The 23,562-nt window shown below is 71.7% G+C and carries 20 protein-coding genes; 12 read left to right on the forward strand and 8 right to left on the reverse strand.

Annotation, left to right across the window (positions count from 1 at the left end; all coding sequences use genetic code 11):
- Positions 1-13: 13 nt before the first annotated feature.
- Positions 14-1,666 (forward strand): protein kinase domain-containing protein, encoded by a 1,653-nt coding sequence (locus ACZ4TO_RS02695; RefSeq protein ID WP_468023207.1) that lies wholly within the window; start codon positions 14-16, stop codon positions 1,664-1,666.
- Positions 1,667-1,689: 23 nt separating this feature from the next.
- Here the strand turns inward: ACZ4TO_RS02695 and tgmB are convergent, their stop codons facing one another.
- Together tgmB and tgmA are read right to left on the reverse strand one after the other, a co-directional pair.
- Positions 1,690-2,643: an ATP-grasp ribosomal peptide maturase gene (gene tgmB, locus ACZ4TO_RS02700; RefSeq protein WP_361675142.1), complete on the reverse strand. Its 954-nt coding sequence runs from the start codon at positions 2,641-2,643 to the stop codon at positions 1,690-1,692.
- A gap of 14 nt (positions 2,644-2,657) precedes the next feature.
- A complete protein-coding gene (gene tgmA, locus ACZ4TO_RS02705) occupies positions 2,658-2,849 on the reverse strand; it encodes a putative ATP-grasp-modified RiPP (protein ID WP_382779907.1) in 192 nt (63 codons plus the stop codon).
- A gap of 252 nt (positions 2,850-3,101) precedes the next feature.
- Between tgmA and ACZ4TO_RS02710 the strand changes: the two genes are divergently transcribed.
- Together ACZ4TO_RS02710 and ACZ4TO_RS02715 are read left to right on the forward strand one after the other, a co-directional pair.
- Positions 3,102-4,130 carry a hypothetical protein gene (locus ACZ4TO_RS02710; protein ID WP_382779904.1) on the forward strand — a complete coding sequence of 343 codons (1,029 nt, stop codon included), beginning with the start codon at positions 3,102-3,104 and terminating at the stop codon, positions 4,128-4,130.
- 118 nt (positions 4,131-4,248) lie between these two features.
- Positions 4,249-4,932, forward strand: coding sequence for a DUF2238 domain-containing protein (locus ACZ4TO_RS02715; protein WP_468023208.1), 684 nt, complete (start codon positions 4,249-4,251; stop codon positions 4,930-4,932).
- Between the two features lie 97 nt (positions 4,933-5,029).
- On the opposite strand, the gene ACZ4TO_RS02720 is transcribed toward ACZ4TO_RS02715, so the two are convergent.
- The gene (locus tag ACZ4TO_RS02720) at positions 5,030-6,013 is read right to left on the reverse strand and encodes an aldo/keto reductase (RefSeq protein ID WP_468023209.1); all 984 of its coding nucleotides are present in this window, start codon (positions 6,011-6,013) and stop codon (positions 5,030-5,032) included.
- Positions 6,014-6,087: 74 nt separating this feature from the next.
- Complete coding sequence (locus tag ACZ4TO_RS02725; protein WP_385038381.1) at positions 6,088-7,041, reverse strand: DUF389 domain-containing protein; 954 nt, start codon at positions 7,039-7,041, stop codon at positions 6,088-6,090.
- Between the two features lie 281 nt (positions 7,042-7,322).
- Here ACZ4TO_RS02725 and ACZ4TO_RS02730 point away from each other — a divergent pair, with 281 nt between their 5' ends.
- Positions 7,323-9,146, forward strand: coding sequence for a glycoside hydrolase family 15 protein (locus tag ACZ4TO_RS02730; protein ID WP_382780831.1), 1,824 nt, complete (start codon positions 7,323-7,325; stop codon positions 9,144-9,146).
- 46 nt (positions 9,147-9,192) lie between these two features.
- Here ACZ4TO_RS02730 and ACZ4TO_RS02735 read toward each other — a convergent pair whose 3' ends face one another.
- Both ACZ4TO_RS02735 and ACZ4TO_RS02740 read right to left on the reverse strand, forming a co-directional pair.
- Positions 9,193-9,627: a DUF7144 family membrane protein gene (locus ACZ4TO_RS02735; RefSeq protein ID WP_382779892.1), complete on the reverse strand. Its 435-nt coding sequence runs from the start codon at positions 9,625-9,627 to the stop codon at positions 9,193-9,195.
- Positions 9,628-9,769: 142 nt separating this feature from the next.
- On the reverse strand, positions 9,770-11,548 hold the full coding sequence (locus ACZ4TO_RS02740; RefSeq protein WP_468023210.1) for a cation:proton antiporter: 1,779 nt from the start codon (positions 11,546-11,548) through the stop codon (positions 9,770-9,772).
- Positions 11,549-12,225: 677 nt separating this feature from the next.
- On the opposite strand from ACZ4TO_RS02740, the gene ACZ4TO_RS02745 reads away from it, so the two are divergent.
- Positions 12,226-14,451: an RICIN domain-containing protein gene (locus ACZ4TO_RS02745; protein WP_468023211.1), complete on the forward strand. Its 2,226-nt coding sequence runs from the start codon at positions 12,226-12,228 to the stop codon at positions 14,449-14,451.
- Positions 14,452-14,483: 32 nt separating this feature from the next.
- Positions 14,484-15,776, forward strand: a complete 1,293-nt coding sequence (locus ACZ4TO_RS02750; protein WP_468023212.1) for a ThuA domain-containing protein — start codon at positions 14,484-14,486, stop codon at positions 15,774-15,776.
- A 234-nt stretch (positions 15,777-16,010) separates the two neighbouring features.
- Here ACZ4TO_RS02750 and ACZ4TO_RS02755 read toward each other — a convergent pair whose 3' ends face one another.
- Together ACZ4TO_RS02755 and ACZ4TO_RS02760 are read right to left on the reverse strand one after the other, a co-directional pair.
- Entirely contained in the window at positions 16,011-16,847 is an 837-nt protein-coding gene (locus tag ACZ4TO_RS02755; RefSeq protein WP_382779879.1) for a DUF1206 domain-containing protein, read from the reverse strand.
- Positions 16,844-17,242, reverse strand: a complete 399-nt coding sequence (locus tag ACZ4TO_RS02760) for a hypothetical protein (RefSeq protein ID WP_382779877.1) — start codon at positions 17,240-17,242, stop codon at positions 16,844-16,846. Before ACZ4TO_RS02760 ends, ACZ4TO_RS02755 begins: the two co-directional genes overlap by 4 nt.
- A gap of 191 nt (positions 17,243-17,433) precedes the next feature.
- On the opposite strand from ACZ4TO_RS02760, the gene ACZ4TO_RS02765 reads away from it, so the two are divergent.
- From ACZ4TO_RS02765 to ACZ4TO_RS02790, 6 genes are all read left to right on the forward strand, one after another.
- Positions 17,434-18,360, forward strand: a complete 927-nt coding sequence (locus ACZ4TO_RS02765; RefSeq protein WP_382779874.1) for a MurR/RpiR family transcriptional regulator — start codon at positions 17,434-17,436, stop codon at positions 18,358-18,360.
- Positions 18,361-18,666: 306 nt separating this feature from the next.
- A complete protein-coding gene (locus tag ACZ4TO_RS02770) occupies positions 18,667-19,050 on the forward strand; it encodes a hypothetical protein (protein WP_382779871.1) in 384 nt (127 codons plus the stop codon).
- A gap of 50 nt (positions 19,051-19,100) precedes the next feature.
- Positions 19,101-19,997: an MBL fold metallo-hydrolase gene (locus ACZ4TO_RS02775; protein WP_385038395.1), complete on the forward strand. Its 897-nt coding sequence runs from the start codon at positions 19,101-19,103 to the stop codon at positions 19,995-19,997.
- 98 nt (positions 19,998-20,095) lie between these two features.
- Positions 20,096-20,440, forward strand: coding sequence for a YkvA family protein (locus tag ACZ4TO_RS02780; protein WP_382779865.1), 345 nt, complete (start codon positions 20,096-20,098; stop codon positions 20,438-20,440).
- 214 nt (positions 20,441-20,654) lie between these two features.
- Positions 20,655-22,088, forward strand: a complete 1,434-nt coding sequence (locus ACZ4TO_RS02785) for a CAP domain-containing protein (RefSeq protein WP_468023213.1) — start codon at positions 20,655-20,657, stop codon at positions 22,086-22,088.
- Positions 22,089-22,301: 213 nt separating this feature from the next.
- The gene (locus ACZ4TO_RS02790; protein ID WP_468023214.1) at positions 22,302-23,558 is read left to right on the forward strand and encodes a serine hydrolase domain-containing protein; all 1,257 of its coding nucleotides are present in this window, start codon (positions 22,302-22,304) and stop codon (positions 23,556-23,558) included.
- Positions 23,559-23,562: the final 4 nt, after the last annotated feature.

A 23,562-nucleotide genomic window follows, 5' to 3' on the forward strand; every position in this document is an offset into this window, starting at 1 on the left:
ACGAGGGATGACGATGGCCAAGGCGCAAGACTCCTCGGGCGAGTTGATCGCCGGGAGATACCGGCTGCTCGACGTCTTCCTGCGCGAGGAGGGCCGGGCCCTGTGGCACGGCGAGGACACCGCCTTCGGCCGGCCCGTCGTCCTGACCTCCTCGCGTGCCGCCGGGCAGGGAGGCGAGGAGCCGCCGGAGCCCGCCGCCGACCGGATCCTGCGCACGGCCAAGATCCTGGGCCCGGCCTGTCACGGTGGAGTGGCCGCGGTCCTGGAGGTGGTCGAGGAGCCCGGCTTCGTGTGGACCGTCACGGAGCGCCCCCAGGGTGCCCCGCTGTCCGAGCTGCTCCTGCACGGTCCCGTCGACCACGTGCGGGCGGCCGCCATCGGGCTCGGCGTCCTCGACGTCCTGACCGCCGCGCACCAAGAGGGAGTCACGCACGGCGAACTGGGCCCGAGCCAGGTGTGGTCCGACGAGCACGGCAGGGTCACCGTGACCGGCTTCGGCATGACGGCCTCCGCCGACGCGCCGCGCGTCACCGCTCCCTCGTACGCCTCTCCCGAGCAGGCCCGCGGCGAGGCCGGCGGACCCCCGGCCGATCTCTGGGCGCTGGGCGCGATGATGTACGCGATGGTCGAGGGGCGGCCGGTCGTACAGGACCGGGGCGAGGCGGAGGCCACGCTCCGGGCGGTGGAGCGACTGCCGGTCAGGGCCCCGCGCGACGCGGGCCCGCTCGCGCCCGCCATTCTGGGCCTGTTGCGCTGGGACCCCGTGGAGCGGGTGCCCGAGGCCGTCGTGCGGGAGTCGCTGACACGCATCCTGCGGCAGAACCTGGAGGACACCACACCGCCCGAGCCGCTGCCCGATCTCCTCGGCCCCACCGGGGACCACCGTGGCCGGGACGCGGAGGACGAGGGGCCGGGGCGACCGGTGCGCCCCCGGGGAGGCCTGCCCCTGAGCCGGCCGGTGCTGCTGGGCGCGGCCGTCGCCGTCACGGTCGCCGGCGCGCTGGTGTTCGCCTCGATGAGCGGGCGATCGGACGGCGCCGACACCGCCGCGTCCGGCACGGCGCCGTCACGGTCCGCCGGCGCTGCGCCGTCCGGGGCCCCCAGCGCCGGCGGCGCGCCCGCGGAACGGACACCCACCGCGTCGGCGAAGCCGTCCCCCTCCCCCACTCCCTCCGCCTCGGCCACCGCCGGTGCGGCGCTGCCGCCCGGTTTCTCCCTCTACCGGGCGCCGCAGGGCTTCTCCGTCGCGCTGCCGAAGGGCTGGAAACCCGTCGAGACGCAGTCCTCCGACGATCTCGCCTACCGGGTGACGTTCGGGGCGAGCGGCGACGCGCGCACCCTGGCCGTCACGTACAGCACCCAGCTCGGTCCGGACCCGGTCGCCGTCTGGAGCGACCTGGAGCCGAACCTCCGTGCCGTGTCCACCGGTTACGAACGCGTGGGCGCCATCCGGCCGGTGACCTATCACGGTATGAAGGGCGCCGACATGGAGTGGTACTCCGTGGTCGGGGGTGTGCGGGTGCGCACCCTCGGCCGCGGTTTCCTCATCGGCGACCACCGGGGGTTCTCGCTGCGCTGGACGACCCCGGCGGACGACTGGGACAGCGCCGCCGACCGGCAGGCGCTGAAGGCCGTCCTCGACTCCTTCCGGACGGGAGCGGAGTGACCGGCCGTCACCGATTACCCATGTCAGTGTCCTTCCGGGATGCGGAGGCCGGGCCTGCGCTGCGCCAGCCACACGGCGACCTCGTCGGCGATGGGCTGTCCGGTCTCCAGCTCGATGAAGCCGAACTGGCCTCCCTGGTTGCACTCCAGGAACCACCAGATGCCGTCCGCGTCCTCGGCGAAGTCGAAGGCCGCGTAGGCGAGTCCGGTGAAGGCGAGGTAGTCGTGGACCGAACGGGCGATGCGGTGGGGCACCGGTGTGGGTTCCCAGCCGTTCTCCGTCTCGCCGAACCGGCCGTCGACCTGACCGGGTTCGGCGGCCTTCCGGGCGGCGAACAGCCGGGTGCCGATGCCGGTGAGCCGGATGTCGGCACGTTTGGGGATGTAGCGCTGCAGGAGGGCGGGCCCGGCCGCGACTCCGGAGAAGTCCGTGCCGGGACCGACCAGCGTGGTGGGCAGGGCCGCCGGGGGCTGGCCGGGCGGCGGACCGGAGGCCGATTTCACCACCACGTCCCCGTGCTCCTGGACGAACTGCTCGGCCACCCGGGGAGCGGTCGTGATGACGGTGGGCGGCACGGCGAACTTGCTGCTGTGGGCCACGCGTAGCTGCCAGGGCTTGTGCCGGGCCTGCTCGGCGCGTCGGGGGTGGTTCATCCACCGGGTCGAGGCGGAGTAGAGCATGCCGAACAGGGCCTGCCTGGTCTCGGCGGTGAGCCATGCGGAGGGTTCGGCGGCATGGGCCGCCGGCTCTCCCGGTCTGCGCACCCACACGGAGCGCAGGCCTCCCATGCTGAGCACATGGCCGTTGACCGACAGGTAGCCGTCGAAGTCACCGTGGGCGTAGTCGGCGGACAGGACCGCCTTGCCGGGCAGGTCCGCGGGATCGAGGCGCACCATGGGCACGCCCCGCTCGTGCAGTCTGGCCACCACCATGTCGGCGGTGACGTCCTGTTCGGCCGTGAGTATGAGAACCGTCATGCGCGCGGCATCCGTCAGTCGTCGAAGTGCGTCTGAGAACCGGCCGTCGAGGTCGTGGTGCCGGTCGCCATCAGCAGTGCGTGATCGCTGACGGCCGGTCTGCCGTCGGGCAGCACGTTCAGTTGCAGGGACACGTCGAAGTGGTACGGGGGTATTGCGGCCGACTGCCCTGAGGGCCGGGCGTAGTTGAGAGTGAACGGTCGCACGAAAGATCCTCCCGCGGTCGCGCGATGGCCAATACACACCCGTACGTGACACGGCCGTAAGGAATTCATCACTTTCTGCCACATCGGGGTGAAGGTCATCACATCGCGTCGTTTCTGGGCTTGCACATTTCGGATTTACTGGGGTGTCCGCTGGGCCGCGGTCTCCGAGTGTCACCTTGATTCCACGCAGACCTTAGGCCATAGCTTCATCCTCCGTGACATCAACGCCCCACCACCCCAGGAGAGTTCCCGGTGACCGAAGCCATCACCTCGTCCAAAGACGCCGTCACACGCACCGGCGTTCCGGACCCCGTCGAGCGCGATGCGCACGACTTCGGCGCCTACGCGCGCAACGGTGGCTGGGCCTTCGCGCTCAAGGTGGCGCGGAGCGTCCGCCCCGGCGGTCAGTCGGCCGAGGAGACGCGAAAGGTGTCCGCGAAGGAGTTCGCGGACCTGGCCGGATGCTCGCCCGAGCGGGTCATGCGGTACTACAAGGCCTGGGACAGGGCCGCGGACGACGGACTGGTTCCCCATTTCGAGACCCTGATGCCGGGCGCGGACGTCGAACTGCCGGACGGGGAGGCCTGGTCGGCCTATTACGCCTCCCGCTCCAGTGCCGCCTCGGAGCGCGGCGCGGCCATCAGCGAGGCCGCCGAGGCCGAGGGCATCCGTCCCACCAAGGCGCTGGAGGTGGCCGAGAACCCGACCGCGCTGCGGGCCGCGATCCTCGCCGACCCCTCGACGGCGAAGGCCGCGCGGGCCGCCCTCCTGGACCGGGTGAAGGAGGACCCCGCGCTCCAGACCGAGTTGGCCCGTGACATCGCCCGCACGGACGAGCTGAAGAAGGCGGTCGCCACCGAGAACAGGGCGGCCGACCGCATCGGATACGTCCGCCAGATCGCGGAGAAGGGCCAGATCAGGACGCCGGCCGGACAGACCCTGGACGCTCCCGCCGAGCTGCGCTCCGAGGCCGAGCGGCATCTGTCGCTCCTCGACGAGCTCGACGAGGGGGAGGACGCGGGCGAGTGGGCCACCGAGGCGTACGACACGATGAAGAACCTCGTCGTCGAGACCGTGGAGGCCGACCCCGAACTGCGCGTCCAGGAACGCCGGACGAAGTTCTACAGCAGCCTCCAGAAGGCCACGAAGGTGTTCGAGGAGCTGACCTTCGACGACGCCGACGACATCTACGAGGACGACATGGTGCAGCGTCTGGAGGAGCTCCAGCAGGCGATCGGCACCGCCATCGCGGCCCTGCGCGGGGCGGCGAACCGGGAGTGAGCCGACCGCGCGGCGCGGGCCCGGCCGGCGATGGCACGCAGGCCGGGTGAGTACCCGTACTCATGCCGGAGGCCCGGCGCTCCACCACGATGGGGCCACCTGGACGAAGGAGCCCGCCATGCCCGGATCAGCCCTCGCACCGACCGGCCCGCACCGCGCTTTCCCCGACCGTGCCCCGCACGGCGCCCTCCCCGCCGCGCTCCTCGCCGTGGTGGTGGCGGGCATGGCACTCTCCGCTTGGCATGCCCACGACGGAATGACCTGGCTGCTGGAGACCGTGTGGGTGCTCGTGGGGCTGCCGGTGGTGGTGCTGAGCCGGCGCCGCTTCCCGCTGACGAACCTGCTGTACTGCCTGCTCGCCGCGCACGCGCTGGTGCTCGCGGTGGGCGGGCACTACACGTACGCGCAGGTGCCGTTGGGCGACTGGGTGCGGGACACGTTCGGGCTCGACCGCAATCCGTACGACCGGTTCGGGCATCTCATGCAGGGCTTCGTGCCGGCCGTCCTGGTGCGGGAGATGCTCAGCCGGACGTCACCGCTGCGCGGCAGCAGGTGGCTGGCGCCGCTGACGGTGGCCGCGTGCCTCGCCTTCAGCGCCCTCTTCGAGATGTTCGAGTGGGCGGCAGCGGTGATCGGCGGGCACGGCGCGGACGCCTTCCTGGCCACGCAGGGGGACGTGTGGGACACCCAGTGGGACATGTTCTGCGCCCTGATCGGCGCGACCGTCTCGGTGCTGGTGCTCAGCCGCGTGCACGACCGGCAGCTCGACGCGCTCGCGACGCGCGGGACGTCCACGAGCTGAGCACCAGCGGCAGCGGCAGCGGCAGCGGAGCCGACGCGGGACCCGGCGGCACGGGTTCCGGGAAGCCCGGTGCGTGCCGCCGCAGCCCGCTCCGCCGTCACCAGCGGTTTTCCACCTGGTCCTTGATCCGCCGGTCGTAGAGCTCCGTGATGGCGTCCAGCGTGGCGCGGGACAGCTCCGGCAGCTTCGCGGCCTGCGCGTTGGCGTGGGCCTGTTCGGGTGAGCGGGCTCCCGGGATGACCGTGGTCACGCCGGGCTGCGCGACGATCCACCGCAGGGCGAGCTGGGCCGGGGTGTACCCCTCGGGGGCGAGCGCGGAGAACTCGGCCGCCGCCTCCACGCCCGTCGCGAAGTCGACCCCGGAGAAGGTCTCGCCTTGGTCGAAGGCCTCGCCGTGACGGTTGTACGTCCGGTGGTCGTCGGCACCGAAGACGGTGTCCTTGGTGTACTTGCCGGTCAGCAGCCCGGAGGCCAGCGGGACCCGGGCGATGATGCCGACGCCCGCCTCCCGGGCCGCCGGCAGAACCGCGCGCAGGGGCTTCATGCGGAAGGGGTTGAGGATGATCTGGACGCTCGCCACGTTCGGGCGGGCGATGGCGGCCAGCGCCTCCTCGCACGTCTCGACGCTCACCCCGTACGCCGCGATCCGCTCCTCCTCGACCAGCGTGTCGAGGGCGTCGTACACCGCGTCCGATGAGTACACCGGCGTCGGCGGGCAGTGGAGCTGCACCAGGTCGAGCCGGTCGACGCCGAGGTTGCGGCGGGAACGGTCGTTCCAGGCACGGAAGTTGTCGAGGACGTAGTTCTCGGGGATCTGGTCGACGCGGCGGCCCATCTTGGTGGCGACCATGACGTGCAGGTCCGGCCGGCCGCGCAGGAACGTGGCGATGGTCTCCTCGCTCCGCCCGTCGCCGTACACATCGGCGGTGTCGAAGAAGGTCACCCCCGTCTCCGCCGCCGTCTCCAGCACGGCCAGGGCGTCCTTCTCGCTCACCTCGCCCCAGTCGGCCCCCAGTTGCCAGGTGCCGAGACCGATGACGGAAGCATGCTGGCCAGACCTGTCGAATGCGCGCTCGTCCATGGCCTCAGTCTGTCACTTCCCCGGGCCCGACCGGACGCCCCCGCTCCGCGCGTCCTCGCACGCCGGCGCGGCCCTCACCGGTCGGCGGGCCGCGCCTCACGCCGGCCGACCCTGCGCCAGACGGCGCGCTGCCCGCGGAGCGTGAGCGCGCCCACCACGATCAACACGGCGACGTTGATCAGGAGTTGGATGATCGCTCCGCGCGCCTCGGCCCAGCTCCCGAACGCGGCGGACACGCTGAGGTCGGCCGCGGCGGGGATCGTGGTGACGGAGATGAAGACGCCCAGCAGGGCACTCGTCCGGGCCTCGGACAAGGACACGACACCCACGATCCCGGCCAGCGTGGCGACCGCCACCGAGAAGAAGTCGGGGGTGGAGATGAGATGCGAGACGGGACGGACACCGAGCTCGAACGCCCGTGACTGCAGGTCGAAGGCGCGGATCAGCAGGCCGAAGAGGAACGTGACGGCGATGGCCATCGCGAACCCGGCCGTCAGGGCGGTCAGCCCCTCGCGGACGCGCCGCCCCGAGCGCCGGTCGATGCCCAGCGCGACGCTGACGATGGCGCCGTACTCGGGCCCGACGACCATCGCCGCGACGATGAGGATCTGCGAGTTGGTGACGATGCCGACCGCGCCGATGAGCCCGGCGACCACCAGGTAGAGGTAGAAGCTCGGCGCGTACGTGCCCTGGGCGCGGATGCGGGCCTCCACCTCCTCCCAGACCGGTGCCCGGGACAGCAGTCCGGGCCGGCCGGCGGCGGCCGTCAGGGCGTGTCCGGCGATCGCCATGTCGACGGGCTCGATGACGATGGAGCCCACCTCGTCCAGACGCAGTTCCCGCAGACCGCGCAGCACGTCGTTCGCCCCTCCGGTCAGCACGTCGCAGGAGAGGGCGTCGCCCTCCGGTTTCCGCGCGATGCCCGGCTGGACCACGAGGTTGACGACGCGGGGGTCGGCCGCGAGCAGGGAGGCCACGGCGTCGGTCAGCCGGGCGGGACTCACCAGGCGCACGTGGATCAGGTCCATGCGGGTACCTCCCGGGACACCGGCGCGCGCCTCGTCGACGTGGAGCGGTCCCCTCCAGTAACTCCGGCGGACCGGCGTTCGGCAACCGTGGGTTCCGGGGGGCTCGGTTCGCGGGCGCCGCGGGGCCTCACCGCCCCCGCCACGGCTCCCCGGGCACGTCACAGGCCCCGCCCCGGCTCACCCGGGCACGTCACCGCCCGGGCCGCCGCTCCCCCCACGGGCGGACAAGCGCGCGCGACCGGCATGCCGGATAGTGAAGAGGCCTGGATCCTCGAGATTGGATCACCATGGACCGCTATCCGCCCATCGCCGACCACGGTCTGGTGGGGGATCTCCAGTGCTCCGCCCTGGTCTCCGCCAAGGGCGTCGTGGACTGGTTCGCCGCCCCGCGCTTCGACTCCCCCAGCATCTTCGCCGCGCTGCTCGACCACGACCGCGGCGGCTTCTTCCGGCTGGCGCCCTCCCGCCCGGAAGGCACCTGGAAGCAGCTCTACTACCCGGACACGGCGGTCCTGGTGACCCGGTTCATGTCACCCGACGGAGTGGGCGAGGTCCTCGACTGGATGCCCCCCGACCGGTCCGGGACCGCCTCCGCCCGGCACCGTCTCGTGCGCACCGCGCGGACCGTCCGGGGAACGGTCGAATACGCCCTGGAGTGCCGCCCGCGCTTCGACTACGGGCGGGCCGGTCACGAACTCACCGTCGGTCCCGACGGCGCCGCGTTCCGCGCTCCGGGGATCAGCGCGTTCCTGCAGTCCACCTTCCCCCTGGAACGGGACGGCGACGACGTCCGCAGCACGGTCACCCTGAAGGCCGGCGAGACGGCGGTGGCCGTGTTCACCGTGGACGGTCCCGACGCCGGCGCACCGCCGCCGCCCACCGTGCCGGGAACCGAGGAGAACATGGCGGAGACCGTCGAGTTCTGGCAGAACTGGGTGCGCAACTCCCGGTACCGGGGCCGCTGGCCCGACATGGTGCACCGCTCCGCCATCACGCTCAAGCTGCTGACCTACGCGCCCACCGGCGCCCCGGTCGCCGCCGCCACCATGGGACTGCCGGAACAGGTCGGCGGCGAACGCAACTGGGACTACCGCTACACCTGGGTACGGGACGGCGCCCTGTCGCTGCGCGCCCTGCTCGACCTCGGGTTCGCCGAGGAGGCGACCGCGTTCGCCCACTGGCTGCGCGAACGGCTGCTGGAACGCCTGGACCAGGAGGGCGAGGCGCTCCAGATCATGTACCGGGTGGACGGCACGCCCCTGCAGGGCGAGGAGATCCTGGACCACTTCGAGGGCTACCGCCGCTCGTTCCCCGTACGGGTCGGCAACGCCGCCGCCGACCAGCTCCAGCTCGACATCTACGGCGAGGCCCTCTACGGCCTCTCGGAGGGCCGTGACATCGGCATCCAGGCGGACTACGCGGCCTGGAAGGCCGTCACCCGCACCCTGGACTGGCTCGCCGACAACTGGGACCGCCCCGACGAGGGCATCTGGGAGACCCGCGGCGGACGCAAGGACTTCACGTACAGCCGGGTGATGTGCTGGGCCGCGTTCAACAGCGGTCTGCGGCTGGCCCGCGACTGGAGCCGGCCCGGGGACACCGCGCGGTGGACCCGGGCGCGGGACACCATCCTGGAGCAGGTGATGGACCGCGGCTGGAACGACGAGGTGAAGGCGTACGTCCAGCACTACGACGGCGGTGTCCTGGACGCCTCGCTGCTGCTCGTCCCGCGGATCGGCTTCCTCGGCGCGAAGGACCCGACGTGGCTGTCGACGCTCGACGCGATGGGCCGGACGCTGGTCTCCGACAGCCTCGTCTACCGCTACGACCCCGCCGCCTCCCCGGACGGCCTGCGCGGCTCGGAAGGCACCTTCAGCCTGTGCACCTACCTGTACGTCGACGCGCTGGCCCGCTCCGGCAGACTGGCCGAGGCCCGCTACACCTTCGAGAAGATGCATACGTACGCCAACCACGTCGGCCTGTTCGCCGAGGAGGTGGGCCCGAGCGGCGAACAACTGGGCAACTTCCCGCAGGCGTTCACGCATTTGTCGCTGATCATGGCCGCCACCACGCTCGACCAGGCGCTGGACCGGCTGCGCGACTGAACACGCGGCCGGTCCCGGCGGAGCAGACGGCCGGGAACGGGTCCCGCTACACCCGCGCCCCGGGCACGTGCTTCGGCTCCGCCAGCAGGCCGTAGATGACCAGCAGGGAGACGAGCATCGTGAACAGGGACCACCACGGGTAGACCGGCAGGAAGATCATCTGCGCGACCAGGCTGAACACGGCCAGGCAGATACCCGCCAGCCGCGCTCCCCTGGAGCCCACGAGCACGCCGAGACTCAGCACGGCCATCACGATGCCGACCGCGACGAAGATCCAGCCCCAGGCCGTGTAGTTGAGGATCAGCAGCCGGTTGCCCTGGGAGTACACCTTCGAGTAGTAGCCGTGGTTGAAGACCGCCACGAAGCCGGTGAGCAGGTTGAACAGAGCGCTGACCATCAGCAGGATCCCGGCGAAGGCCACCCAGTGCGAGCGTTCCATCGGCGGTACGAGGTCGTCGGGCTCGGAAGCTTGTAGCTGCATGGAAACCATGAGATCCAGCCCGGGGGCGGACCGCAATCCGCACTGGCCCGTTGGTGTCGTACGGGGCCGGGTGCGGCCCCGCGCCCGGCCGACCGGGTGACCGGGTGACCGGGTGAGGAGGTGGTGACCGCGCCCGACGGGGTCAGTCCGCCCGTACCCGACCCGGCGTCCGGACCGGACCCAGCAGGATCGCGGTGTCCCGAGGCCCCGGCTCCGGGATCCGGGTGTCGGTGACGGGATCCAGCCGCCCGTCGGGGCGTACGAGGAACAGCAGCGCGTGTCCGTCCGGGATGCCGTCGGCGGTGGAACGGGAGACGATCCGGGCGCCGTCCTCGTAGCGTCGGGTCAGTTCCGGTCTGCTCAGCCCGGACCCGAACAGGGTGTCACCGCTCGTGTAGGGCGCCACCACGCCGTGGCTCAGACCGGGCGGCCCGAGCCGGTGCACGAACCCGTCGACCGTGCCGCGCAGGGTCTCCGAGGCCAGCGCGTTGAAGTCGTCCTCCTCGGTGAGCAGCAGCACGCCGGTGATGCCTTCGAGTTCGGCTCCCTCGCCGGTGGCCGCGGCGAGCAGTTCCCCCGGCGCCAGGCTCAGTCCGGACGCCCGGATCAGGTCGCGCTGCTCCTCCCGTCCGGCCCACATCAGCACGTCCAGGCCGGCCGAGCGCAACGCGCGGCCCAGGTCGATCGCCCAGGGGTCGCCGCCCACCAGCAGCGGGCGGGCCCGGGCCGGACGCAGCGCGCCCAGGCGGCGGGCGACGGGGTGCGCGCTCAGCCCGTACAGCGTCACCGTGGCGACGATCACCAGGAAGGTGGCGGGCAGGATCTTCTGGGCGCCGCCGACGTGGTCGGCGACGAGTGTGGCGGAGAACGTCGAGGCGGTGGACGCGGCGACGATTCCCCGGGGTGCCATCCAGCCGATGAAGGCCCGTTCGCCGCGGGGCAGGTCCGTGCGCGCGGTCGACAGGAACGCGACCAGGGGTCTGACCACGAGGACGAGGGCGGCGACGAGACCGAGCGTGGGCAGGACGACGTGCCGCAGGGACGCGGGGGTGACCGTGGCGGAGATCGAGATGAACAGCAGCCCGATGATCAGCGAGACCAGGGTCTCCAGGAAGGGGCGGCGTGCCGGGAGGGAGACGCCCGGCAGGTTGGCCAGGGCCATCCCCATCACGATCGCGGCGATGAGCCCGGTGTCGTCCCGGATGGCGTCGCAGAGGGCGGCCACGCCCACCGCGGCGGCGAGCTGGGCCGTCGTTCCGAGCACCTCGCCCAGGTGCAGCCTGCTGAGGAGGAACCACAGGACGGCGGCGCCCACCGCGCCCCCGATCAGTCCGACGGCCGAGCTCGCCGCGAACTGACCGATCTTGCCGCGCAGGTCACTGCTGCCGCTCGCGACGACGGCGTGGAAGACGAGCGCGCCGAGGATGCCGCCGACCGGGTCGATCAGCGATCCCTCCCAGATCAGGATGCGCTGCAGCCGCTCGGTCGGGCGCACGAAGTGGAGCAGCGGTCCGACGACGGTGGGCCCCGAGACGACGAGGATCACGCCGAGCATGACGGCCGAGCTCGTCGACATGCCCAGGAGCGGTACGGCGAGGACGACGGTGGCCCCCCAGGTGATCACGACGCCGATCCAGATCAGTCGTGCCACGACCCGGTGCATGTGTCCGTGCAGTCTGCTGATGTCCAGGCCGAGCCCGGCCTCGTAGAGGATCACGGCGACGGCGAGCGAGACCATCGGGGAGAACGCGTCCCCGAGCAGTTTGTCGGGGTTGACGATGTCGGTCAGCGCGCCCGCGGCGAAGCCGACCGGCAGCAGCACGATCAGGGCGGGGATCCGCAGCCGGCTCGCCACGAGCTGGGAGCCGACGGCCAGGACGGCGATCAGTCCGAGGCCCTGGAGGATCTGGTTGTCCGTCACGGCTCTCTCCCTGCCCCACGGTCCGGCACCGGCCGTCCGTGGGCCGGCTCCGGGTTCCCGGCGGTCCCCCACCGAGGCAATCACTGCCGCGGGAGGTCGGCGACGGCGGAGTCGGCCTCGCTGGGCCATTGGAAGGAGCCGGGTCCCTCCGGCGGAGCAACGGCCGGGCACGCACGGCGCCCCGGAGGTGCTCCGGGGCGCTGTTCCGCGGCTGCCGCTTCCCTTGCCGCGGGACACGAACCGGCGATGCCGGTCGGCGCGGTGGCCGGTGGATTTCCGAGTCTCTCCAGGACAGGAGTCACCGGCCCGGAACCAGAGTGCCCTGAGATGCGGGTGGGGCGGGTGCGGTTCGCCGTCATGTCATCGCCTTGTAAGGAACCCCACACCCGGCACGCCGTCCTCCGGCGCGTGTGACGGTCCTTCAAGAAGTGAATCGCCGCGCGGCACGGCGACGGAGGACATCAGGCAGGTGAACACCCGTGTCGGGGCGTCGAGTTCAGGAACGTCTGGCCCCTAGATCTTCAACTCCTCGCGTTTGACGCTGATTTGAAAGCGTTTTTTGTTTCATGTCTTGACGTCTTTGGTGCAGACCTTTAGGTTCACCGATCGCCACACCTCCATGCATGCATTTCGCGTTCACGGACATGAACCCCCCACCCAGTTCAGGAGTGTCCAGCATGTCCAGATTCCCCCTGCCCGGACGAAGAGACCCAGGGCGCCGTCGAGCGGCCGGACTACTGACGGTGACCGCGCTCGTGGCGACCACGGTGTCGGGCCTGACCGCCGCCGCCCCGGGCGCCACCGCCCAGGCCGCCGCGGTCCCGGCCGACTGGGCCACGGTGGTCAACGCCGGCAGCGGCAAGTGCGTCGACGCCCGCGCCGCCGGAACCGCCGACGGCACGGCCGTCCAGCAGTACGCCTGCAACGGCAGCCAGGCCCAGCAGTGGCGGTTCGCCGCCACGTCGGGCGGGTACTCCCAGGTCGGCAACCGGGCCGACGCCACCAAGGCATGGGACGTCACCGGCGTCTCGACCGCGGACGGCGCGCCCGTCCAGCTCTGGACGTACGGCGGCGGCACCAACCAGCAGTGGCAGGCCGTGGCGGAGACCGGCGGCGCCTACCACTTCGTGAACCGGAACAGCGGCAAGTGCCTCGACGTGCCGAGCGCGTCCGCCGCCGACAGCGTGCAGCTTCAGCAGTACACCTGCAACGGCACCGCGGCGCAGTCCTTCTACGTGAACTCCGTCGACACACAACCACCGCCGGGGACACCCGACCTGGGCCCGAACGTCACCGTCTTCGACCCGTCGACCCCGGCCGCGACGATCCAGAGCAGCCTCGACGCGGCCTTCTCCCAGCAGCAGACCAACCAGTTCGGCACCGCCCGCAAGGCCTTCCTCTTCAAGCCCGGCAGCTACAGCGCGGACGCGAACGTCGGCTTCTACACCCAGGTCGCGGGTCTCGGCCTGTCCCCCGACGACGTCAGCATCCGGGGCGCGGTGCACGCGGAGGCCGACTGGTTCCAGGGCAACGCGACCCAGAACTTCTGGCGTTCGGCGGAGAACCTGTCGGTGACCCCCACGTCCGGGACGGACCGCTGGGCGGTGTCGCAGGCGGCGCCCTACCGGCGCATGCATCTGCGCGGCAACCTGGCCCTGGACGACGGCGGCTGGTCCAGCGGCGGCTACATGGCCGACACGAAGATCGACGGTCAGGTGAACTCCGGTTCGCAGCAGCAGTGGCTGTCCCGCAACACCGAATGGTCGAACTGGACCGGCTCCAACTGGAACATGGTCTTCGTCGGCGCCAGGAACGCTCCCGCGAACAGCTTCCCCAACCCCCCGTACACGACGGTGGCCCAGACTCCGGTCTCCCGCGAGAAGCCCTTCCTGTACGTCGACGCGGCGGGCGCCTGGAAGGTGTTCGTCCCGTCCGTACGCACCGGCTCGACCGGCACGACGTGGAGTTCGGGCACTCCGGCGGGCACGTCCCTGCCGCTGTCCGACTTCTTCGTCGTGAAGCCCGGCGCGACGGCGGCCCAGATGAACGACGCGCTCGCCCAGGGCAAGAACCTGCTGGTGACGCCAGGTGTCTACCACCTCGACCAGACGCTCAGGGTCACCCGGGCCGACACCGTGGTCCTGGGCCTCGGTCTCGCCACCCTCGTCCCCGACAACGGCATCACCGCCATGACCGTCGCCGACGTGAACGGCGTCCAGCTCGCCGGGCTGCTGATCGACGCGGGCACCACCAACTCCGCGCAACTGCTGGAGATGGGGCCGAGCGGCTCCTCCGCGGACCACAGCGCGGACCCCAGCTCCCTGCACGACGTGTTCTTCCGCGTCGGCGGCGCGGGCGTCGGCAAGGCCACCACCAGCCTGACCGTCAACTGCGACGACGTCATCGGCGACCACCTGTGGCTGTGGCGGGCGGACCACGGCAGCGGAGTCGGCTGGACCAGCAACACGGCCGACACCGGCCTGGTCGTGAACGGCGACGACGTGACCATGTACGGCCTGTTCGTCGAGCACTACCAGAAGTACCAGACCATCTGGAACGGCAACGGCGGCCGCACGTACTTCTACCAGAACGAGATGCCCTACGACCCGCCCAGCCAGGCGGCCTGGATGAACGGTTCGACACAGGGATACGCCGCCTACAAGGTCGCGCCCTCCGTGACCGGCCACGAGGTGTACGGGTTCGGCAGCTACTGCTACTTCAACGTCAACCCGGCCGTCGCCGCCGAGCACGCCATCGAGGCACCGGACAACGCCGGTGTGCGCTTCAAGGACATGGTGACCGTCTCCCTCGGCGGTACGGGCACCATCCGGCACGTGGTCAACGACCGGGGCGGCCCGTCCAACTCCTCCACCAACGTCGCCGACCTCGTCAGCTACCCGTGAACACCCCCGACACGTACGGGAAGGAGAACCGGATGCGCATCAGTCGGTCCGTACCGGCGCGCGGGGTCCTGCGGGTCCTCGTCCTGCTGGCCACCCTGCTCGGCCTCGCGGCACCGCCGGCCGCCCACGCGAGCACCGCGGCGGCCCCGTTCAAGGTGCTCGCCCTCTACAACGGCACCTGGGACGCGGCCCACATCAGCTTCGTCCACGAGGCCAACGACTGGTTCCCCCGGCAGGCCGCCGCGAACGGCTTCACCTACACGGCGAGCAACAACTGGGACCTGCTCGCGAACGGCGGCGTGAACGCGTACCAGGTCGTCCTGTTCCTCGACGACCTGCCGCAGACGGCGGCGCAACGCGCCGGATTCGAGCAGTACATGCGCGGTGGCGGCGGCTGGATGGGCTTCCACGTCTCCGCCTTCACCACCGACGCGCGGAGCTGGCCCTGGTACCACGACCAGTTCCTGGGCAGCGGGAACTTCAAGTCCAACACCTGGGGGCCGACCACCGCCGTCCTGCGGACCGAGGACCGGACCCATCCCTCGACCGTGAACCTGCCCGCGACGTTCACCTCGTCGGTCAGCGAGTGGTACAGCTGGTCCAACGACCTGCGGCAGAACCCGGACATCCGCGTCCTCGCCTCGGTCGACCCCAGCAGCTTCCCGCTGGGGACCGACCCCGACCAGACCTGGTACAGCGGCTACTACCCGGTCGTGTGGACCAACACGAAGTACCGGATGCTGTACGCGAACTTCGGCCACAACGCGATGGACTACGCGACGAACACCACGCTGTCGTCGACGTTCGCGAGCACGGCCCAGAACCGGTTCCTGCTGGACGGGCTCAAGTGGCTCGGCGGGGCGGACCCGTCGGTTCCGCCGGCGGACCCCATCTCCGAGACCACCTGGTACTCCCTGGCCAACTCCGGCAACGGCACCTGCGTGGACGCCCGTTCGGCCGGGACGGCGAACGGGACCGCGATCCAGCAGTACACCTGCAACGGCACCCAGGCCCAGCAGTTCCAGTTCCGTTCGACGGACAGCGGCTACACGCGGATCGCGCTGCGTCCGAACGCCCAGCAGGTCGTCGACGTCACCGACCGCTCGACTGCCGACAACGCCCCGCTGCAACTGTGGAGTTGGTCGAACGGCCAGAACCAGCAGTGGCAGCCGGTGCGGGAGAGCACGGGGCGGTACCACTTCGTCGCCCGGCACAGCGGCAAGTGCCTGAGCGCGGCGGGCTCCGCCGCGAACAGCGTGCAGCTCACCCAGCGCGGCTGTGACGGATCGGCCGCCCAGAGCTTCGCGCTCACCGCGCAGCCCTGACCGGACGCACAGAGGGGGTGTCTCCGCCGACGGTACGGCGGAGACACCCCCTGGACGCAGACCGGCAGCCCGGCGGTCCGGCGGTCCGGCGGTCCGGCACTCGATCGCCGGACCGTAAGGAAATCGGCCGGTCCGAGCCACCGCGGTCCACCGGACGCATCCGAGCCGCCACGGTCCGGCGGACAAAGACGGGACGGGTGCCCGGGCACGACCGGGTCGGGCGGCCGCGCGGCCTCACACCCTCCGCCACCGCGCCATCGCGAACGAGAACACCCCGAACAGGACGAGACCGGCGGCCACACAGGCCAGCAGCCACGGACCCATCGGCGCCGCCGCGAAGGACCGCAGCGTGCCGTCCATCCCCTTGGCCTTGTCGGGCTGGTACTCCACCGCGGCCCGGACCGCGAAGACTCCCGCCGCGGCGAACACCACGCCCCGCGCGGCCCCGCCGCCCACGCCCGTCGTGTCGACCGCCCTGCGGACCCGCCGGGACATCTCACCGAGCTTGAGGTGCTTGTGGTACTTGCGCATCACGGCCCGTACGGCGATCCAGAGGCCCGCGGCGACCAGGCCCACGCCCGCGGCGCCGACGATCCACTGACCGCCGGGCATGCCCAGCGCCTTGGCCGTGACGTCCCGGGACTGCTTGTCGCCCGACCCGCTGCCGCGCGATCCGGCCGCGAAGGCCAGCACCGAGTAGGCCACGAACCCGTAGAACACGCACCGCGCGGCGGACATCAGACGCTTGCCGGCCTTGCCGCCGTCCTGTCCGGCGGCGCCGAAGACGGCCTCCGAGAGGCGCCACAGCGCCATGCCGACGAGCCCCGCGCCGAGTGCCCACAGCAGGGCCGCGCCGAACGGCTTCGTGGCGATCTCCTGCAGTGCGCCACCCCGGTCGGCCTGCTGCCCGCCGCTGTCGCCGAAGGCGATGCGCAGGGCCAGCAGGCCGACCAGGACATAGATCACCCCGCGGGCGACCAGCCCCGCGCGAGCGGCTCCCTCTCGCGCGGATCCGGTCGCCGCACGGCGGGCGCCGATCTCTCCCTCGCGGGCCACCGACCCGGCGTTCACGCGGGCTTCGTCTCGTGCGCCGTGCTTGAATCGAGTCGCAGTTTCATCTGAACCTCCTGGTCACCGGCCTCCGTGCCCAGTTCGTGCACGGTGAAGGCGGCACCGAGGGCCTCCCGCAGACGCTGTGTCGCCAGGGGGCCACCCTGTGCCTCCAGGACCGGCTGCCCCGAAAGTTCCCCGACAGGCTTGGCGGTGTTGCTGGGATCACCGGCGGTGTCGAACAGCACCGTCCACACCGTCGGCCGGCCGCTCCCGGACTCGTGGGGCTCGTCCGCCCCCTCCCGGTCGGCGGCGAAGCTGCCGCACAGGACGGCGAGCACACTCTTGGCGTCGGCCGCGGAACAGTCCCCGAGCATCACGTGGACCGTTGACGCGGGCAGTTGTTGCACGCTCATGAAAACCCTCTCCCTCGCGTCGGCGAGCAGGCACGCGCGCCCGCGGACGAGCACGTCGTGACGGTTGTGCGGGTACCCCGCGATCTCGCCCGAAACAGGGAACGCACGCATTGCTTGCGCCCGGACCGGCCCAGGTCAGAAAGGTCGGTGAGCTATGTTGAGTTCTCGTGGGACGTGAAGGAGGCGCACCGGTGCCATCGCCGCAGCAGGCACGCGCACAGGCATCCGCGATCACCTCGGGAAAGACGGCGCCCGAGGCCGGCGTCGCGCCCACGTCCCAGCTCAGGGAGCTGTTCGACGGCCCGAGGCTCTCGCCCGGGCAGCGGCGCATCGCCCAGTACCTGATCGAGCACATCACCGAAGCCGCTTTCCTGTCGATCACCGATCTGGCCGAGCGGGTGGGTGTGAGCCAGCCCTCCGTGACCCGTTTCGCGGCGGCCGTGGGCTTCAGCGGCTACCCCGCCCTGCGCGAGAGCCTCCAGGCCATCGCGCTCAGCACGCTGGGCAGCAGCACCCCGGGGACCCCCGCCGAGGTCACGAGCAACGAGCTCCAGGCCGCGGTGGACGCCGAGATCGAGAACCTGGAGAACCTGCGGCGGGACTTCACCGATCCCGACCAGATCATCCGCGTCGGCCGGGCCCTGTCGGAGTCGACGCCGCTGACGGTCCTCGGGTTGCGGATCTCCGGCTCGCTGGCCGAGTACTTCGCGTACGCCGCCCGCCGCATCCACCCGGACGTGCGGGTGGTGACCCGCGGCGGCTCGGTCGCCTACGACGCGCTGCTCCAGTCGCGCGAGGCGGGCGGCACGTGGGTCCTGGCGTTCGGGATGCCCCGGCACGCCCACGAGACGCTCACGGCCATGCGGGTGGCGCGCAGCGCGGGCCTCCAGGTGGCTCTCGTCACCGACCTCGGGCTCGGCCCGCTGGCGGACGAGGCCGACGTCACCTTCGCCACCGGCACCGGCTCCCGGCTCGTCTTCGACTCCTACGCGGCGCCCGTGGTGCTGTCGGCGGCGCTGCTCCAGGCCATGACGGACGCCGATCCGGAGCGCACCCAGGCGCGCCTGGAGGAGTACGAGCAGGTCGCCGAGCAGCACCAGTTCTTCCTGAGGGACTGATCCCTCTATCACGCGGCGGTCTCGTCCGCACCCTCTGTCACCCCGGCATCACGGGATCATTCACAACAAAGCACGCATGAATGTTTTCATGTCCTTGCGCTTCTGGCGGCATATATAAATACTTCTTTCGGATCGTGCCCCGGAGGCTTCCAGGTCACGACCCATGAGCACCGGGGGCCGTCCGCTCCTACCCGCATCGGGTCCCTGGTGTTCGAGCGGGTCTCGCGTGCGAGACCCGTGGTGGCGGCCCCGGTACCCCTATGCCGGGGCCGCCCCAGAGTCCCCCGCCGACGTACCCCGGAAGCGATGAACATGGCCCTGACGTATTCACCGATCACCTCGGACTGGCCGTGCCAGGTCAAGACCCCCGGCAGTTTCGACTGGGAGCGATCGGCGGTGAAATGGCTGCGCGAGCTGGTGCCGAGCCGCTACGCGAGCTACCCCGTCCTGCACAAGCACCCCGTCCTGCTCGCCCGCCACGCGCACCTCCAGGTGCAGCAGGAGATACGGGTCGCCCGTACGGCACTCCAGACCGCCCGCTCCGAGCTCCCGGGCCTCGGCCTGCAGGAGGGCGTCATCGAGCACTCCATCAAGATGTACGCCGCCGAGGTGATGCAGCTCCAGCACATCGCCCGGAGCATCCGTACGGTGTCCCAGGCGCTCGTGGACCACGCGCACCCGCGACACTGAGGTCCCGGGCCCGCCATCGGCCCGGCGGGACCGAGGCCGAGGGAGACAGCGTGGACAGTGCCGGACAGCAGACCGAAGGCGCCCGAGGGGGCGATCCCTCCACGCCGGCCCCACCGCTCGACGTGCGGTGGATCCACGGCTCGCCCTCGGCCAAGCACAACACGGACCCCGACATCCAGGTCCACGTCCACGACGAGCACACGGTGATCCTTCGCCAGAACATGGCGGTCGACTACGAAGCGCCCTTCATGTTCCTGCTGTTCGGGACCGCGCGCGCGGTCCTGATCGACACGGGCGCCACGGCCTCGGCCGACCACTTCCCGTTGCGCCGGGTCGTCGACGAGGTGATGGACTCCTGGCTCGCCCGGCATCCCCGTGACGACTACGGCCTGCTGGTGCTGCACACCCATCCGCACGGCGACCACATCGCCGGGGACGGCCAGTTCGCCGGCCGTCCCGGCACCGAGGTCGTGGACGGGTCCCTCGCCGCCGCCTGGGACTTCTTCGGGTTCCACGAGGACCCCGACGCCGTCGCGCACGTCGACCTCGGCGACCGGGTGCTGGAATGCCTGGCCACACCCGGGCACCACGAGGCAGCCGTGACGTACTTCGACCCCTGGACCGGGTTCCTGCTCACCGGCGACACGGTCTATCCCGGACGCCTGTACGTGGAGGACTGGCCGGCCTTCACCCGTACCGTCGACCGGCTCGTCGACTTCTGCGGGCGCCGTCCCGTCACCCACGTGCTCGGCTGCCACGTCGAGATGACCCGGGAACCGGGGCGGGACTACCCCGTACGCACCACCTACCAGCCGGACGAGCCACCCCTGGAGATGACCACGGATCAGCTCCTCGACCTGCGCCGGGCGGTCGGGTCCGCCGGCTCACGGACCGGCCGGCACGTCTTCGACGACTTCGTCATCTGCCGCCGCGACACCCCGGAATGAGGGAACGCGCGCCCGGACGGCCCCGCCCGGGGCGATAGCCGGGGCGCGAGCGGGCACACGGGAAGGAAGCGCATCCGACGACACCTCTGGACGGACGCATGGACTCGACCTCGTGGACCCTGGTCCTCGTCATCGCCGCGGTACTCGCCGCCGCCGCACTCGCGGTGGCGCTCGTGCTCCTGCGCCGGCTCGTCCGCACCCGCCGTGATCTGCGGCGCGCCGGGCTGCCGACCGGGCCCCGCTGGGTGTTCTGGGGCGCGGTCGCCTACCTCCTGCTGCCCACCGACCTGGTGCCCGACCCCGTCTACCTGGACGACATCGGCGTCATGCTGCTCGCCCTGCGCTCGCTGCGCTCGGCCGTACCCGCCGGGGCGCTCCGCCCACCGGCCTCCGCCACCCTGCGCGGCCCCCGCCCGGTCCCGCGCGGGTCGCGGAAGGCCTAGGGCATCTCCGCAGAGTCTCGCCTGCCGGGCGACGCCTGGCACTCCCTTCGGGCGGACGACGCGACTTTGCGGACACGCCGTGGAGCCTGTCTGACGATCTTCGCCTGCCCGGCGGCGGGAACCGCGGGAGCCGGGCCGTCCGTTGAGCGGTCGACGGCCCGTGCCGCGCACCTCCGACGCGGGGGCACGGACCGCGACTCCGACGGGCGGTGGCATGAGCGAGCTGGTTCCCGGGGGCAACACGCCCCTGCCGGACGGGGCCGTGACCTTCAGGGTCCCCGGCCCCTTCGACGTGTCCGCGCTCGTCACCGACGAGAGCGGAAAGGTGCGCGGCGACGGCGACTTCGTGTTCTACAACCAGCCGGCCGCGCCCGGCGTCCGGCTCGACGGCGACCGTCTCACCGTCGATCCGCCGCGGCTGAGGCCCGGAGCGTCCCGTGTCACCGTCGTCGTCAGCCCCGCCGACCTCACGACTCCCCTGGGCCGGCTGCCCTCCCCCACGGTCCAGGTGACCGCACCGGACGGCCGTGTCCTCGCCCGCTTCACCCCGCCCCGGCCGCAGCGGGAGACCGTGCTGCTCCTCGCCGAGATGTACCGGCGCGGTCCGGCGTGGAAACTCCGCGCCCTCGGACAGGGGTACGCGGACGGTCTCGCGGGCATCGCGCGGGACTTCGGCGTCGAGGTCGCCGAGGACAGCGCCCCGCCGCGCGGACCGGCGGCCGGCACCGGGCCCGGCCTGCCCCCGAGTCCGCCGAGGCCAGCGGGCCCGGGGCCGGCCTTCACGCGGGGCGCCGCGCAGAACTCCGCGCGGGGCGACGGGCCGGGCTCGGCCGCCCGGGTCCCGGCACCGGGGACTCCGGGGTCCGTCCCCGACCCCGACGGATATCTCGGGCCGGTGAACTCCGCGCGCGCCGCCGCCGGTTCCCCGCCCGTCCGCCTCGACGCCCGGCTGACCGCCGCCGCGCGGAGCCACGCCGGAGCCATGGCCGCCCGCGGGACGCTCGCCTCGGAAGCCCCCGACGGCGTCTTCGTCCACCAGCGTGTCGTCTCGGCCGGCTACGCCTACCTCACCATCGGCGAACATCTGGTCTCCGGCCCGCGCACCCCGCACGAGTTCGTCGAGTACTGCCTCTCCGACGCCCGGTCACGGCGCACGCTGTGCGATCCCGCCTTCGCCGACGCGGGACTGGCCCACGTCGCCGACACCCGCACGGGCGACCTGTACTGGACGGCGCTGTGGGCCCTGCCGTTCACCCCGGCGGGCCTGGACCGCACGGCGCGCGAGGTCGTGGCCCTCACCAACGCCGAGCGGGCCTCGGCGGGCCTGCCGCCCCTCGCCGCCGACGTCACGCTGACCGCCGCGGCCCAGGCCCACAGCGCCGACATGGTGGCCCGCGACTTCTACGCGCACACCTCCCCCGAGGGCGGCAGGCCCTGGGACCGCGCCGCCGCCGCGGGCTCCACCCATCGCGCCGTCGGCGAGAACATCGCCTGCGGGCAGCGCTCGTCCGCCGAGGTGGTCCAGGGCTGGATGGACAGCCCCGGGCACCGCGCCAACATCCTCAAGCGGGACTTCACCCACATAGGCATCGGCCTGGCCGGCGGCGGCAGGGCGGGCACGTACTGGACCCAGCTCTTCGGCGGCTGAACCGGCGTCAGCCGCCGGCCACGCGGACCGGGCGGCCCCGGCAGGCGACTGCTTTCCGCCAATTCGCCGATTCCACCTCGCTGTTTCCCCTCCATCCCCATGGCGATGCGACCCGCGCGCCCCGTCAGCGCGTACAGATGGTGCCGTCGCCCGCAACCGCGGCGCGGTCGGGGCCGGGACGTCGAACCGGCAGATGACACTCGGGAGAAGCAGATGGTCTCAGCAACGGCGGTCACGGGGACGGCACTGGGCGCGGTCGTGGCGTCCCTGCTGGCGGGCCCGGCACAGGCCGTGACACCGGCGGACCCGCACGGCGCCGGCGGCGAACGGACCGCGGTGGCCGCGGCCGCGGCGCCCGACGACGCGGGCCTGCGGGCGATCCTGCGCACGGCGCGCTCGCAGGGAGCACCCGGCGCGATGGCGAGAATCGACGACAACGGCACGGTGCACCGGCTGGTCGAGGGGGTCGACGACCGGGCCACCGGACGGACCATCAGCACGAACGACCGGTTCCGCGTCGGCAGCGTCACCAAGACGTTCTCCGCCGTGGTCCTGCTCCAGCTCGTCGACGAGGGAAGGCTGAAGCTCGACAAGCCGGTCGACACCTATCTGCCGGGCCTGCTGCCCGACGACAGGATCACCGTGCGGCACGTGCTGAGCCATCGCAGCGGTCTGTACGACTACACCAACGACATGTTCGCCCGTTCCGTCTCCGGCTTCGAGGCCGTGCGCAACAAGGTGTTCAGCTACCGGGACCTGGTGAGGCTGTCACTGCAGAAGCCGCGCACCAACGCGCCGGGCGCCGCCTACTCGTACTCGAACACCAACTTCGTCGTCGCGGGCATGCTGATCGAGAAGCTGACCGGGCACAGCGTCGCCACCGAGTACCAGAAGCGCATCTTCACCCCGCTGAACCTGGCCGACACCTTCTACGTCCACCCCTCCACGGCGATCCCGGGCCGGCACGCCCAGGGCTACCTCACGTCGGACACCACCGGGGCGGCCCTGGTGAACTCGACCAAGCAGACGGCCTCCTGGGCGCAGAGCGCGGGAGCCATCATCTCCACGCCGCACGACCTGGACGTCTTCTTCTCCGCACTGCTGCGCGGCAAGCTGATGTCCGCCGCCCAGCTCACCCAGATGACGAAGTGGACCCGGGTCAACAGCACCACGTCCTACGGCCTCGGGCTGCGCCGCCGCGAGCTGTCGTGCGGGATCTCCGTGTACGGGCACACCGGCACCGTGCAGGGCTACTACACGTACGCCTTCACCACGAAGGACGGCAAGCGCAGTCTCACCGCCCTGGCCAACACCTCGAACAACACCACGGTGCTCAACACCATGTACCGCGCCCTGGAACCCGCCTTCTGCGGCACGTCCGCGGCCAGGTCCGCCGCACGGGTGGCCGTACCCGGTGCAGCGCCCGCGGAGCGGCACGAGGACATCGCGCCCTCCGTCACCCGCGACTGACACG

Source organism: Streptomyces sp. NPDC028298, assembly GCF_055565895.1.

Coding starts and splice junctions, on each gene's coding strand:
- ACZ4TO_RS02695 (WP_468023207.1), top strand. CDS start 14: ATGGCCAAGGCGCAAGACTCCTCGGGCGAGTTGATCGCCGGGAGATAC.
- tgmB (WP_361675142.1), bottom strand. CDS start 2,643: ATGACGGTTCTCATACTCACGGCCGAACAGGACGTCACCGCCGACATG.
- ACZ4TO_RS02715 (WP_468023208.1), top strand. CDS start 4,249: ATGCCCGGATCAGCCCTCGCACCGACCGGCCCGCACCGCGCTTTCCCC.
- ACZ4TO_RS02720 (WP_468023209.1), bottom strand. CDS start 6,013: ATGGACGAGCGCGCATTCGACAGGTCTGGCCAGCATGCTTCCGTCATC.
- ACZ4TO_RS02725 (WP_385038381.1), bottom strand. CDS start 7,041: ATGGACCTGATCCACGTGCGCCTGGTGAGTCCCGCCCGGCTGACCGAC.
- ACZ4TO_RS02735 (WP_382779892.1), bottom strand. CDS start 9,627: ATGCAGCTACAAGCTTCCGAGCCCGACGACCTCGTACCGCCGATGGAA.
- ACZ4TO_RS02745 (WP_468023211.1), top strand. CDS start 12,226: ATGTCCAGATTCCCCCTGCCCGGACGAAGAGACCCAGGGCGCCGTCGA.
- ACZ4TO_RS02750 (WP_468023212.1), top strand. CDS start 14,484: ATGCGCATCAGTCGGTCCGTACCGGCGCGCGGGGTCCTGCGGGTCCTC.
- ACZ4TO_RS02760 (WP_382779877.1), bottom strand. CDS start 17,242: ATGAGCGTGCAACAACTGCCCGCGTCAACGGTCCACGTGATGCTCGGG.
- ACZ4TO_RS02770 (WP_382779871.1), top strand. CDS start 18,667: ATGAACATGGCCCTGACGTATTCACCGATCACCTCGGACTGGCCGTGC.
- ACZ4TO_RS02780 (WP_382779865.1), top strand. CDS start 20,096: ATGGACTCGACCTCGTGGACCCTGGTCCTCGTCATCGCCGCGGTACTC.
- ACZ4TO_RS02785 (WP_468023213.1), top strand. CDS start 20,655: ATGAGCGAGCTGGTTCCCGGGGGCAACACGCCCCTGCCGGACGGGGCC.
- ACZ4TO_RS02790 (WP_468023214.1), top strand. CDS start 22,302: ATGGTCTCAGCAACGGCGGTCACGGGGACGGCACTGGGCGCGGTCGTG.